This is a genomic window from Vibrio sp. 2-Bac 85, from assembly GCF_037546705.1.
GTDB lineage: Bacteria > Pseudomonadota > Gammaproteobacteria > Enterobacterales > Psychromonadaceae > Psychromonas.
In genome coordinates this window covers 283,283-297,425 of record NZ_JALAAB010000002.1, presented here as the reverse complement: position 1 = coordinate 297,425, position 14,143 = coordinate 283,283, and the positions used below count along the sequence as shown (strand labels likewise).

The window sequence follows — 14,143 nt, the reverse complement described above, 5'->3', positions numbered from 1 at the left end:
CTACTAACTATAAGGTCATATTATGCCGATCAATGCAGCTTTAACAGAACGTAGTAATGGATGTTGTGAATTATGTTCATCGACTAATGAACTGTCTATTTTCGAAGTGCCACCTGTTAAAGAACCTAACTCAGATAAATCAGTGTTAGTGTGTTCTACTTGTTTACCTCAAATCGAAAAAACAGTTGAGATGGATAATAACCATTGGCGTTGCCTTAACGATAGCATGTGGAGCCAAGTTCCTGCTGTGCAAGTAACTGCATTTCGTTTATTAACACGTTTAAGTAAAGCGGGTGAAGTTTGGGCTCAAGATCTATTAGATATGATGTACATGGAAGATGAGCAAAAAGCTTGGGCTGACTATGGTGTTGCTGCCGATGAAATTGAAGATGTTGCCCCAACTCGTGATTCAAACGGTGTTGTGTTATTAGCGGGTGATAACGTAACGTTAATTAAAGACTTGGAAGTAAAAGGCGGTAATTTTACTGCTAAGCGTGGAACGCCAGTGCGTAATATTTCGTTAACTGATAACCCAGAACATATTGAAGGGCGTGTTAACGGTGTTCGTATTGTACTGTTAACAACTTACTTGAAGAAAATGCCATTATTCGAAGATAAATAACGATTTAAGTTATTAAATATTAGAGAACATTTTTAATATTAAGCCCGTTATGTGATTACTTTATGATATTTAAAGGAATTACGTGATGGGCTTTCTAATTTCTGCGATACTAATAACAAATTAATATCATTTACAGGACGTAATATGCTTGAATATATCGCTTTAGGAATATTAGTATTTATATTCGTTACCTTATTTTATGGAATGGTCGCTATACATGACATTCCCTATAAAATGGCGAAGGAACGTAATCATCCACAACAAGATGCGTTACAAGTAGCGGGGTGGATCAGTTTATTAACTTTCCATATTCTATGGCCATTTTTATGGATCTGGGCAACGTCATACCGTCAAAATAGAAGTTGGGGTGGGACTGACAATATAGAATCAGTTACAAGCAAAGAAACCAACCTTCAATTGATTAACTTACAAAACCTTATCAATCTGCAACATCGAGTTGAAACGATCGAAACTGCCTTATCAATCAAATCCTCTGAAAAAGTTAAAGCAGTAGCTGAGAAAAATATCGCTTCTGAAGATGATATTGATTTTAAAGTCGATAATGAGGTAGAAGATTTTGATAAACAAACCTCACAATTATTCGAAGATATAGACAAATTAAACCTTGAACAACAGCAAGGAGATAAATAATGGATTGGTTGATAACGTTAAGCTACCTATCAATTTGTGTGGTTATATTCAGAGTATTTGGTATTCCATTTAATCGCTGGACAGTTCCTACCGCTATAGTAGGTGGAGCGGTGTTAGTGAGTTCGTTAATTTTATTGATTAACTATACTCATCCTTATTCAGACTCGAGTAAACAATATTTTGTAACTACACCGATTGTCCCTGTCGTTCAAGGTACTGTTCTCTCAGTTGATATAACTGCGAATACTCGTATTAATAAGGGGGATATTTTATTCAGAATTGATCCGTTACCTTATCAAAATAAAGTCGCACAATTAACGGCGCAAATCGTGACTGCAAAGCAACAATATTTAAGTGCACTAGATCTGAGTAAAGAAGAGCTAAGTAAGCAAACATTAAGTACACAAGAGTTAAATGGGCGAGAGTTACAAACTGCAAATGCAGACAAGCGAGTAGATATTGATAGCGCTAAAGCTGCTGCAATAATTGATGATTTAAATACACAATTAAGCGAGGCCACTTATAACTTAAGAAATACAATTGTTCGAGCACACAGTGATGGTTATGTCACTCAAATATCGGTATTTCCTGGTTTACATGTTGCCTCCATGCCAACAAATCCTGCGATGCTCTTTATTCAAGATAGCTCATTTCAGTATGCTAGTTGGTATCCTCAAAATAAGATTTTACAAATCAAAGCGGGTTATGACGCAGAGTTAATATTTGATGCCTTGCCTGGAAAAGTATTTACCGCTGAAGTTGCTAAGGTCTCGAATATTGCAGAAGGGGCAGCTAAATCTAATAGATCTTCAATTGATCTTACTTCGTCTCATGCGGGTGAAATTTCTGTTGTATTTGAGATTAAAGACCCTAATTTTGAACAATACCGTGATCTTTTACCGCTAGGTGCATATGGACAAAGTGCAGTGTATTCAGAAGAATTCGAGGAGCTGACTATCATCCGCAAAGTATTATTACGCATGTCATCATGGGCATCTTATGTTTTTCCTATCCACTAGTCACAGATAAAAGTAAATAGGTAAAATACGAGCTGATAAAGCTTGCTTGTAAAAGTAGAGTAATCGATTCGGTTACCCTGTTATCGCTATAAAATATTTATTATTGGTACAGAATTTATCTGTACCAATAATTATCCATTCAAATTAAACTAAATCAAATGAATAGGGTTATATTAACTATCAGCGAATATCTCGCTAATAGTTAACTCGTCAATAGTTAACAGCCAACCATAGAAAACTATAATACTTTCCAAGTCATTGTTTCATTAGCTTTAATAGGCACAACCACATCATTACCAAATTGCAATGTTGCAGGCACATCCCACGATAATTTATTTAATGTTACTGTATCTGTATTACGTGGTAGTTGATAAAAATCTGGACCATTAAAACTCGCAAAACCCTCTAGTTTATCGAGAGCATTTTCAGCTTCAAATACTTCGGCATATAACTCTAAAGCAGCAAATGCAGTATAAGAACCAGCACATCCACATGCTGATTCTTTAGCGCCAATGCTATGCGGTGCAGAATCTGTCCCTAAGAAGAATTTCTTGCTACCACTAGTTGCCGCTTTAACAAGAGCTGCTTGGTGTGTATTGCGTTTTAGGATAGGCAGGCAATAAAAATGCGGTCTAATGCCTCCCACTAACATATGATTGCGGTTAAACATTAAATGATGCGCAGTGATGGTCGCTGCCACATTGTCGCTTGCTTGGTTAACAAACTCTACGGCATTAGCCGTTGTAATATGCTCAAGCACTATTTTAAGGTTTGGATAACTTGCCACGATAGGAGCAAGTACTTCTTTCAAAAAGACCTCTTCACGGTCAAAAATATCAACGTCGTGTGCAGTTACTTCACCATGTACCAATAATGGCATATTAACATCTTGCATTGCCTGTAGCGCTGCTTTGATATTATTAACATCCGTCACCCCTGAATCAGAGTTTGTGGTTGCGCCAGCTGGGTAAAGCTTAGCTGCATACACATGGCCTGATGCTTTGGCTTTTTGTATCTCTTCGGCACTGGTGTTATCGGTTAAATAAATAACCATTAATGGCGTAAAGGTGGCTTGTGGTTGCTCCGCTAAAATCCGCTCACGATAAGCTAATGCACTGTCGGTTGTCATCACGGGAGGCACTAAATTTGGCATAACAATCGCGCGACCCATGTAACGACTAGTATCACGAACGGTATCTTTTAATACATCTCCATCACGTAAATGTACATGCCAATCGTCTGGTCGAGTAATGGTTAGTGTGCTGCTCATAAAATGCTCCGCATAATAAGGGGGAAGGAAGTGTGGGGATGATTTTAGAAGTATAAAAAGGTGAAGTAAAGGTCTAGTTAAGTGGTTATCATTAATCACGTGATTGTATTATGTTTTTAGTAAAACTGAGCATCGAGTTTTTTTGATAAAAGCTTAAACTCGATGCTCAATTAACCTATACACAATCGCTATCAAAACATTTATAGATAGCTGTTAGCTATAAATGTTAGTGTTCAAAATCAAGCTGTATAATGTTGTCGTATAGCCTGCGCAATATTCGCTTTAATATTAGCGTCAACGTGCACACTTTTTTGTGGCGGTAACAGGTCCACCAAGGATTGTACTAAAGGCTGTTTTTCTGATGGCGAGTGAGCTACCCAGCTCGCTAACAAATCTCGATTAATATAAGCAGGTAAAGAGCCTAATGTGCCGACATCATTTTGGCTATGAATTAACAGCCCTGCAGTTGTGCCTTTATCCAAGGTCAGTACTTGGTAAAAATAGAGCGTGTGATAATCTAATTGTTGCTGCAATTCTTGATCTGAAGGTGGCGGTAAGCGACTGAATTTATCGTTTAAGATAGCGATATAACAGTCGATAGCCTGGGTGGCAAAATCAATTCCAAAATATTCAGGTGTGTGCTCATTACCGGTAAAACCTTCTAAGTAAAAATGACTCACTCCACGGTGTTTATTTAATGCAGGAATGAAGAAATATGCTTCACCTTGTGCAATACCACTTTCAAAATACTCTCCACTGGCTTGTTGTAACATATTGTTAAAGAGTAAATTATCCGAAGCATCAGCAATGGCAGGATTCAAATCCGCCATTAAACGCCAGTACTGTTGTCCATTCTTAAGTTCCGTCCAGCTCACGTGAATATGGATTGAAGGAGCAAGCGGATGTTGAGGATGAATAATGGTAGACAAAGCGGTTGCCGATAAAAAAGCTTTATCAGGCTTATCCTCATATTGTACTTGCGATACGTTAACAGAAGCGCGATTAAATACCATATTAGTGGTTGCTTCGAAACGTTGACCTCCACCATGAGTGCCATTATCTCTTAACCATTCAACACTTTTAAATTCAGTGCCAGTAGAAAGCTTCTGTAGTTTTTGTACAAAATATTGTTGAACTTGATTAAGTTCTGTTAAAGCAAACTGAGCTTTCTTTGAAGTGGCCAATACGCGCATAAAGATTCCTGTATTAATATAAGTGGTCAGTTTCAATTATTGTTGAGTAATAACAATTAAGAGTGAATAAGGGGCAAGGTAATGGTTACGGTGACGCCCGTCAAGTCGCTATTGTTTTCGATAGTTAAAGTCGCTTGATGGTGTTCACAAATCATTTTGGCAATATAAAGACCTAAACCTAGGTGAGTATCATGTTGTTGAGAAGCAGGGCGCACAGATACCATTGATTGAAATAAATCCTGATTATTGTCTGAACTTAACAATACACCTTGATTAGTAATGCTTAGACTGATGTGATCAGTTTGTTGTGTGCTACCTAATGTTTTACTACTCACTGTTTTACTGCCAACGTTCGATAAATTACTCGTCACTTTCTCTAAGCTGATAACAATCGCTTGTTTAGAAATAGAAAATTCAACCGCATTATTAATGATTTTGTCTAACATCTGCACTAAAAAATCAGGATCTGCATTAATCAAGGCAGGGGCCTCACCAAGGTGTTTTTCAAATGTGGATTGTGGATACACCATTTCATATCCTTGCAAACAACTGTCTAATAATAAGCGCAGGTCTATTTGTTGTTTTTCCGCTTGTTGTAAACTTTGCTCAATGCGACTGGCTTCACTCATGCTAGTAAGTATTTTGCTGAGTCGTTGAATACCTTGTTGAGAACGTTCGATGTATTTTTGTTGTTGATCGTTGCAGGGTAATAAAGATAAGTTCTCCAATGAAGAGCGCACTACCGCGACAGGCGTTCTTAACTCATGAGATAATCGAGAAGATAGCTGCTCAACATATTGATGATATTGACCCAAGCGTTCAACCATACCTGCCATGCTGCGTGATAGGTCGCCAATTTCATCGCTGTGTTTACTGGCAACAAATGTACCCTTCAGACGCCCATTTTTATCTAGTATTTGTTCACTTTGGTCACGCAAAGCACGAACTCGGTTGATAACAGTGGAGAGGAATAAAAATAGCAGAACACCTGCGACAAAAATAACAGCTAATAATACGCTGAACATCTTTTGTAAGGCTTGGTTACGTAATGTAATGATGCCGTTATTAGTTTCCTCTGCTATCACTACACCGACTACTTTATCATGAACAAATATTGGGTGAGTTGCACTGAGAATAGATACTTTTTTATCACTACTTAAACGCCATTGGGTGGCCGCTTTTCCTGCTAATGCTTGTTTCACGAGGTTATTATTAAGTTGTGTGGTGTGTTGGTTTTTATCTATAAAATGATTTTCTGGTTGTTCTAATAACAGTGAATAGAGTGGAGATAAAAATCTTGCTTCAATCTTGGTCCAGAAACTGGCCTCTTGAACATTAGTTGATTCTGCAGGCCAAATCCCTGTTGCTTGATGAATATCTCCAGCTTGTGCGATAACACGTTGATGCCTATCAACCACCCAAAGCCTTGCGCGTGTATGACGCATTGCTAAGAGTATTTGCTCTATCTCTGGAGAAGGGATCAATACGCTGCCGAGTTTACTGATATCTAATAAATTAGATGTGCTGATTGCATTGTCTATCTGCTTTGAATTCAATGTCGAGGCTGTGTTGAGTTGAAAACCAAGCTTATCGCCTAATAATGTAAGTGGTATGCGTAACTCAATATTGTAACCCTGTTTCGTAGATTGCCAGATACCTTGAATGGACTTTTCTCGCGTTAGGTTTGTTGCGTAAATACTATGTTGCGGATACCGGTAAGCATTAAACCAGCCGTCATTCGCGACCGAAATAATATAACGTTGCAGCAAGCCTTCGGGCGAACTCATGGCAATAATTAAATGGTCATTGTCGGTGACTTGAGTTGAACTTTTTTCTCGTGTAATTGGATGTTGATTAGAGACTTCAAAATGCGCGTATAAGAAACCGTCTCGCTTACCTAATAATTGATTAAAGTGTACATTATTTGTATTCGTTTTTTCTTTTTGTGCTTCAAGTTGATCATTTTGATAACTATTTATAAACCCTCGATTTACTCCCCAATCCTCATTATTCGCATCTAAGCGAATGGCTTGCTCAAGATTATGAACATATAAATCCTGCCCTTTAGTGACATTAGGCAAAAAACTGGCGTGCTCATTAAATAGACTCGGCCTTTCATGTAAAGCAGTAGCAATTGCGCTGCTGGTACCGAGTAGCGTTTGTTGTTGCCCTTCACGTAAAAAGTTCTCCATCTCAACCACAAACTGATAGGCAAATAATGGCAACAGCAATAATAAACTACTGAGTGCTAATACCTTGCCACGTAACCCCCACTTTAATTGCATAATGAAGATTGCGCTGTATGTTGTGTTCCTGTTTCAGAGCTTACATCCCAACGATAACCCATGCCATAAATGGCGGTTATCTCGTCAAATAATGGGTCTATTTGCATGAATTTTTTACGGATCCTTTTAATATGAGAAGTAATAGTATTGTCATCGACCACCATGTTGGCATCGGTCATTAATTGTTGGCGACTTTTTACTACGCCTGATTTGTGGGCGAGCGCGTGAATAATCCAAAATTCGGTGATAGTCACTTCTAAATTATTACCCTGCCAGCTAATCTGCATTTTGTCATTATCGATGGTTAATGCACCGCGCTGTAAAATATTATGTTGTGATTGTGCATTGCTCTCACTTAATCCGATACGTCTGAATAAAGCGCTAATACGTACCATTAAATGCTCTAAACCAATTTCTTTACTTAAATAATCATCGGCCCCTAAGCGTAATCCGGAAATGCTATCGAAATCATTATCACGGGCAGTTAAAAAGATAATCGGTAAACTCGCCGATAATTGTCTTAACTGCTGACATAGCAAAAAACCACCATCGTATTCGTGCCCTAAACCCACATCAATCACTGCTAAGTCTGGCAAGCGGCTATTGAAGGCTTGCATCGCTTGCTCTCTACCTGAATAACCCTCTACTTGATAACCGTAGCGTTGCATTAGGTCCATATAGTTTTCACGAATAGCATGGTCATCTTCAATTATTGCAATACGTTTCATATTGAGTGTTATTCCTTTATTGCTGGTGGAAGGTTAAGTAACCTCAGTTCTGGATAAGCAAAGCGATACAATACCGTTATTTCCGTGGATTTATTCGTTAAATTATCTCTCAATAACCCGTTATTGCTTCAATAATTCGCCTTGAACTACGCATAACTAACGGCACTGTATAGGCAAAAAATATAATCTTATGATTTTAACTAACCTCAATTCCGCTTTCATTAACCAGAATTGAGGTTAAGTATACAAAAATCTTATCAGTAGGTTTGGCTAAATATAGCATTGCCACTTTTTGAACATTATTGATCAGTAGTTTGCCACTTTTTGTCCCTAATCTTGCCATTTAAGTTTGTTGTAATACTGACATCTAAACAGCAACCTAAGTTGCAATATTTAATGTTAAAGGAGTCTGGCATGTCAAAACAAACATCAACGTCATTATCACACCTTAAAAAATCATTGTTAGGTGTGGCCGTACTTTCGGCTGTTACGGGAGGCCTAGTTTTGTTAGAAGAATATAGAAGCACTAAACAGGCTTCAGCTTATTCTACTTATTTAAGCAGTTATAAAGTACCTGCACATAATAACGATCAAGGATCACAACAAGTGATCTTTTTTAAACGAGCAACAGATAATAGTTTATTAACCACCGATGCCAATGAACTGGCTGCTATCGCCGAACAAAACTTGCTAGAAGAAGCATATACACTAGCCCAACATAATGCTGCAGATAATTTTAAAGCGCAGAATCAATCAAAAGATCAGTTTCAAGCTAAAGCTAAATCAGAGCCAAGTCCAACAGCCATGGTTATTGAACCTACGACAGTAAAGACAGAAACCACTAACGTTTTATTTGCTTTATCATCATCGAAGATTGCGCCTGAGTATAAATTAGCCTTATTAGATACAGTGGACCTGATAAAGCAACAACCTAAATTGAAAAAGTGGCAGGTTATAGGTCATACGGATAAGTCTGGAAGGGCATCTTATAATTTAAGCCTTGCACATAAAAGAGCTGAAAATGTGGCTAATTATTTGATTGAGCATGGGGTCGAAAAACAACAGCTTGTTTTGGTGACATTAGGTGAGTATGAAGCAATGAAGTTAAAGGAAAGCACTTATAATAAAGGTTTGAGAAAAGTACAAGTCAGCCCCTATGCGCCTGGACTAGATAAATTAGCAGTCAACGTTAAAAGACAAACAGATAAAGTTGAACAACGCTTAGCATTAATAAAAATAGCCAAGATAAAAAAAGCACAGGCGAGAGAAACTCAACAGGCCATTATTCATGAAACTGAAGCAGCTGTTTCTTCTGTTAATTATGCTAACACTAAAGTGACTGCTCATACCCAAGTGCTCATTCCTTCCAAAGTAAAACAGAATAACGAAGTCGTACAGGTAAATACTGAATTAGTATTAAATGATTTTGTATCATTTAACAATGATCATAACGAGCAGCAAAATCTTAACGTTAACGAAAATAAAGAAGGCAGTATTCCAGCTGAAAATGAAGCACTTAATAGTCAAAGTGAACTATCTCAGCAAGCTTCATTTAATGACGTCATGATACCTTCACAAAGGGATATTAAAAATGTCACAAAGGATCAGCAAAATACACAAGTAAAGGCTATTGAAGAGCCGTTAATTACTATGTTGAGCTATCAATTATAAGGGGTATACCATGTATCAATCAGATTCGAAAATAAATGCGATCAACGGATTGTTAAAAAAACATGAACTGATCAATGCGACGGTTATTTCAAGTGCCAGTTTGTTTTTTTTAATCTATTTTGTCATGTAAAATGATTGTATATTTGATGACTTAGATTTAACAAGAAATTATCACAATTTAAGTCATTGTTTATGAATGCTATTTATTAGGGGGTTGAAAGTGGCTTGTAATAACCTGTTGTTATAATTATCACCTTGCATGGCGAAATAGTGAGTATAAATCATAACAATAGTGTCTTAATTTTTACTGTTGGCCCCATCAAAAGCAGAGGTCATTTGATTTTTTTGTTAGTTGGCCCTACCCAAGGCTATATAATTATAGTTAATTAAGTAGTAAGTTTTAGCAATCAGGTGCTTCTCAACAAATGGGGAATTAATGCTTAAAAAAATATTGGTTTTTACCGATTTAGATGGAACATTATTAGATCATTACACCTATCAAACTGACGATGCGACAGAAATGATAGCAACGCTGAAGTTAAACGCGATAGACATCATTCCTAATAGTAGCAAAACGTTACCTGAAATCTCCTTAATACGGGAACAGCTGGATTTATCCTCTCCTTTTATTATTGAAAATGGTGCTGCCGTTTTTATCCCTATTAATTATTTCAAACAACAACCTGCCGATACACTCGAGCAGGGGAAGTACTGGGTTAAATCTTTTTCTAAAGAGAAGTCATATTGGCTGCAACTGTTGAATAGTGAAGCAAGTGCATACCAACACCTGTTTCAAGGTTTCTCTGAAATGAGTAATGAACAGCTTGCTGAATTGACAGGACTAAGTATTGAAAATGCAGCAATGGCTAAGCAGCGTCAATATGGAGAGCCTTTAAATTGGTTGGGAGATGACCTACAAAAAACAGAATTTAACAACCTTATGCGTCACTTAGGCGCCAACGTATTAGAAGGCGGGCGTTTTCTACATATCAGTGGACATTGCGATAAAGGTCTGGCACAACAATGGTTAACGGAGCTATATTTACAACAAGATTTACAGGAACAAGATGCTCAAATAACAGTGTCAGCACCTCCTTCAACTTCATCTTTAGATAATGCTTCAACTACACAATCAGTAACGTCTTCAACTACACTTGCAAATACATCCTCTTTATTGCCATTACAACAGGCTCTATTACAAAACAATGAATCGAATAAGCAAGTCATCAGTATTGCGATGGGCGATGGTAAAAATGATATTGCGATGCTAGAGCAAGCAACTATTGCTGTGCAGGTACGCTCACCAGTGCATGATTTCCCACCCTTATCGCGTACAGAACATGTTTACCAAAGTCATTTATATGGCCCTGCAGGTTGGACTGAATGTTTAAATGAAATTTTATCATCGACACAAATTTATTAAATTAAGGAACTGAATAATGGCTGATTTTTATCAAAATGGCATTGTTACTACAATGCACAATTTAAGACAACGTAGTAATGAAGATCTTGAAGCTGAGCTAAAAACCTTTTCTTCAACACGCCCGATGGGGTTAATCTTACCTTCACTTTTCTCTGAATTAGAAGGGGATGCATTCCCTGATATTGTGGATCACCTTTGTGAGGTGCCTTACTTATCTGAAATTATTGTTGGCTTAGACCGTGCAAGTGAAGAGCAATATCGTCATGCACTCAAATTCTTTAAAAAATTGCCTCAACATCACCGTGTATTATGGAACGAGGGACCAAGGTTAAAAGCACTAGATGCTAAATTACAAGCACTGGGGGTCGCACCTAAGGAGTTAGGTAAAGGGCGTAATGTTTGGTATTGCATGGGTTATACCTTAGCTTCTGGTAAAGCCGAATCAGTTGCATTACATGACTGTGACATTGTCACCTATGATCGTTCATTATTAGCAAGGTTAATTTACCCTGTTGCTAATCCTGGTTTTAATTACGAGTTCTGCAAAGGTTTTTACTCACGAGTAGCAGACGGTAAAATTAACGGCCGAGTGTCACGTTTATTAGTTACGCCTTTGGTCAAAGCCTTGAAGAAAACCATTGGTCATAATGAGTACTTAGAGTTCATTGATAGCTTTCTTTATCCATTAGCGGGTGAATTCTCTTTCCGCAAAGATGTATTAAGCGATTTACGCATTCCAAGTGATTGGGGATTAGAGATAGGCGTATTATCAGAAATGCACCGTAACTACGCAAGTAATCGTACTTGTCAGGTGGATATTTCAGATGCCTATGATCATAAGCATCAAGATCTTTCTTTAGAAAGCGTCGAAGGTGGTTTATCAAAAATGTCCATTGATATCAGTAAAGCATTCATCCGTAAATTAGCGACACAGGGTGAAACATTCAGCACTGAAAGTATTCGTACGCTTAAAGCAACTTACTACCGTATTGCATTAGATTATTTAGAGATGTATCGAGGTGACGCAATGATGAATGGTTTAAGTTTGGATATTCATAATGAAGAGAAAGCGATTGAAATGTTTGCTGAAAACGTCATGACCGCAGGTCAAATATTTTTAGATAAACCAATGGATACGCCTTTTATTCCCTCTTGGAGTCGAGTGATCAGCGCCATGCCCGATGTATTAGAACAATTAAAAGAAGCAGTAGAGTTAGATCACCAAGAATTTAGTGAATAAATAAATAGGGATTATTACAGATAGAGTTAGTTTAGGTTGAAGTACTTCAAAATAAATACTGTTTTTAAAATAAACATTGGGTCGCGTGCATAAGGAGAAATGAATGGATGAAATAAACGACATGGAAGCGCCGCTAACCATGTTAAAAAATAAATTAGTGCAACAACTTAACATTATTTATAAAGAAGTTGAGCTGAACATTAGTTGTGAAGAACTTAGTGAACAATTGGTTAAATTAATGCGTTTAGATGAAGCTTGCTCAACGCCCATTGCTTACAAAAGTCATTGGTCACAACAAGATGTTGTGATGATCACCTATGGAGATTCATTATTAAAACCAGATGAAAAACCGTTAGTGACATTAAAACATTTTATGGATAATTATTTAGGTGACACTGTTAATAGCGTTCATATTTTGCCATTCTTTCCCTATAGCTCCGACGACGGATTTTCAGTTATTGATTACTCCAGCGTTAATGAGTCCTTAGGCGGCTGGGATGAGATACAAGCAATAGCAAAAGATCGCCGTTTAATGTCTGACCTAGTGATTAATCATTGTTCCAGTCGAAGTGCATGGTTTGATAACTTCATCAAAGGGGAGGGGATAGGGCATGACTTTTTCTATACGGCATCGGCGGAAGATGATTTATCAGCAGTCGTGAGGCCACGCACTTCTGATTTATTAAGAAAAACTGAAACCGGTAAAGGTACACAGCATGTATGGTGTACCTTTAGTCACGATCAAGTAGATTTCGATTTTAGAAATCCTGAAGTGTTAAAAAGTTTTGTCGACATTATCCGTTTATACCTCGATAGAGGCGTTAAAATATTTAGGTTTGATGCCGTCGCATTTTTATGGAAAAAATTGAACAGCAGCTCAATTAATTTACCTGAGACCCATGAGGTCATCCGTTTATTAAGAACATTATTAGAGCATGCAGAAGCCGATGCCGTTATTATTACTGAAACGAATATTCCTAATACTCAAAACCTCACCTATTTTGGTAATGCCAATGAAGCACACGCTATTTATAACTTTTCATTACCGCCTTTACTAATTAATAGCTTAGTCACCGGTAACTGTTTATATCTAAAGCGTTGGTTGATGAGTATGCCTCCTTCTCAAAATGGTACCGCTTATTTTAATTTCATTGCATCTCATGATGGTATTGGCTTACGTCCTGCGGAAGGCTTACTGAACGACTATGAGCTCACTACCTTAGTTGAAACCATGCAATCATTCGGTGGCAAAGTCTCATGGCGTAGCACAGCGTTAGGGCAGCAAAAAGCCTATGAAATTAACATCGCATTGTTCGATGCACTGCAAGGCACAACAAAAGGAGCTGATAGCTTCGGTTTAGAGCGATTTATTTGCGCACACGCTGTCATGTTCGCTTTAGAAGGGATTCCTGGCATATACATTCACAGCTTGCTAGGCACGCAGAACGATTATGAAAAAGTCGCTAATACTCAGCAAAATCGCTCTATCAATCGTCATCGTTGGGACTATCAAGAGCTTGAAGAAAACCTAGCGGATAAGAGCGACCATCATGCGATTGTATTAGCATCACTTAAAGAGTTACTTGATATTCGTATTAAGCAACCTGCATTCCACCCTAATGCAACTCAGTTTACGCTACATTTAGGTTTGCAATTATTTGGATTTTGGAGACAAAGCCTAGACAGAAAACAGAGTATTTTTTGTATTAACAATATTACTGACCACGACATGGAGTTATCAATTCAAGAGTTAAATTTGATTATGACTGATAACTGGATTGAATTGATTTCTGGTGAACCGCTAGATATGCAACAAGAGTTGATAGTGTTAAGTCCCTATCAAACAGTATGGATAACTAATATCCATTATAAGTAATTAGCCGTTAATAATAGCCGCTAAGAATAGTCGTGTTATGAATCTTGGGTTATTAACCGTGGTGCTTTGAATAGTAGTTTTATGAAAAATTAAGCTCAATAACGGAATTCAAGCTGAGTTAAACAATGTGAGGCAACTTATCAAAAAAGAGCCCCTTTCAAAACT

The 14,143-nt window shown here is 37.6% G+C and carries 11 protein-coding genes; 7 read left to right on the top strand and 4 right to left on the bottom strand.

The features are described 5' to 3' along the window. Positions 1-22: 22 nt before the first annotated feature. From MT390_RS04145 to MT390_RS04135, 3 genes are all read left to right on the top strand, one after another. Positions 23-622 (top strand): PhnA domain-containing protein, encoded by a 600-nt coding sequence (locus tag MT390_RS04145; RefSeq protein WP_166372936.1) that lies wholly within the window; start codon positions 23-25, stop codon positions 620-622. Between the two features lie 144 nt (positions 623-766). Then, positions 767-1,273, top strand: a complete 507-nt coding sequence (locus MT390_RS04140) for a DUF3302 domain-containing protein (protein WP_499439748.1) — start codon at positions 767-769, stop codon at positions 1,271-1,273. Then, positions 1,273-2,292, top strand: a complete 1,020-nt coding sequence (locus MT390_RS04135; protein WP_499439747.1) for an HlyD family secretion protein — start codon at positions 1,273-1,275, stop codon at positions 2,290-2,292. Before MT390_RS04140 ends, MT390_RS04135 begins: the two co-directional genes overlap by 1 nt. A 238-nt stretch (positions 2,293-2,530) precedes the next feature. Here MT390_RS04135 and pyrC read toward each other — a convergent pair whose 3' ends face one another. From pyrC to pdsR, 4 genes are all read right to left on the bottom strand, one after another. After that, the gene (gene pyrC / locus MT390_RS04130) at positions 2,531-3,562 is read right to left on the bottom strand and encodes a dihydroorotase (RefSeq protein WP_499439746.1); all 1,032 of its coding nucleotides are present in this window, start codon (positions 3,560-3,562) and stop codon (positions 2,531-2,533) included. A 239-nt stretch (positions 3,563-3,801) separates the two neighbouring features. Next, positions 3,802-4,755, bottom strand: a complete 954-nt coding sequence (locus tag MT390_RS04125) for a coproporphyrinogen III oxidase (RefSeq protein ID WP_499439744.1) — start codon at positions 4,753-4,755, stop codon at positions 3,802-3,804. A gap of 56 nt (positions 4,756-4,811) precedes the next feature. Beyond that, positions 4,812-7,040, bottom strand: coding sequence for a proteobacterial dedicated sortase system histidine kinase (gene pdsS / locus MT390_RS04120; protein WP_499439743.1), 2,229 nt, complete (start codon positions 7,038-7,040; stop codon positions 4,812-4,814). Continuing rightward, entirely contained in the window at positions 7,031-7,768 is a 738-nt protein-coding gene (pdsR, locus tag MT390_RS04115; RefSeq protein ID WP_499439742.1) for a proteobacterial dedicated sortase system response regulator, read from the bottom strand. The genes pdsS and pdsR overlap by 10 nt, the downstream gene beginning before the upstream one ends. A gap of 414 nt (positions 7,769-8,182) precedes the next feature. On the opposite strand from pdsR, the gene MT390_RS04110 reads away from it, so the two are divergent. The 4 genes from MT390_RS04110 to MT390_RS04095 all read left to right on the top strand — a co-directional run bounded on the left by MT390_RS04110 (position 8,183) and on the right by MT390_RS04095 (position 13,978). Then, positions 8,183-9,439, top strand: coding sequence for an OmpA family protein (locus MT390_RS04110; RefSeq protein WP_499439740.1), 1,257 nt, complete (start codon positions 8,183-8,185; stop codon positions 9,437-9,439). A 436-nt stretch (positions 9,440-9,875) separates the two neighbouring features. Next, positions 9,876-10,862 (top strand): HAD-IIB family hydrolase, encoded by a 987-nt coding sequence (locus MT390_RS04105; RefSeq protein ID WP_499439739.1) that lies wholly within the window; start codon positions 9,876-9,878, stop codon positions 10,860-10,862. Between the two features lie 16 nt (positions 10,863-10,878). Next, positions 10,879-12,102: a glycosyltransferase family protein gene (locus tag MT390_RS04100; protein WP_499439737.1), complete on the top strand. Its 1,224-nt coding sequence runs from the start codon at positions 10,879-10,881 to the stop codon at positions 12,100-12,102. 103 nt (positions 12,103-12,205) lie between these two features. Next, positions 12,206-13,978, top strand: coding sequence for a sugar phosphorylase (locus tag MT390_RS04095; RefSeq protein ID WP_499439736.1), 1,773 nt, complete (start codon positions 12,206-12,208; stop codon positions 13,976-13,978). The last annotated feature ends 165 nt before the right edge of the window (positions 13,979-14,143 follow it).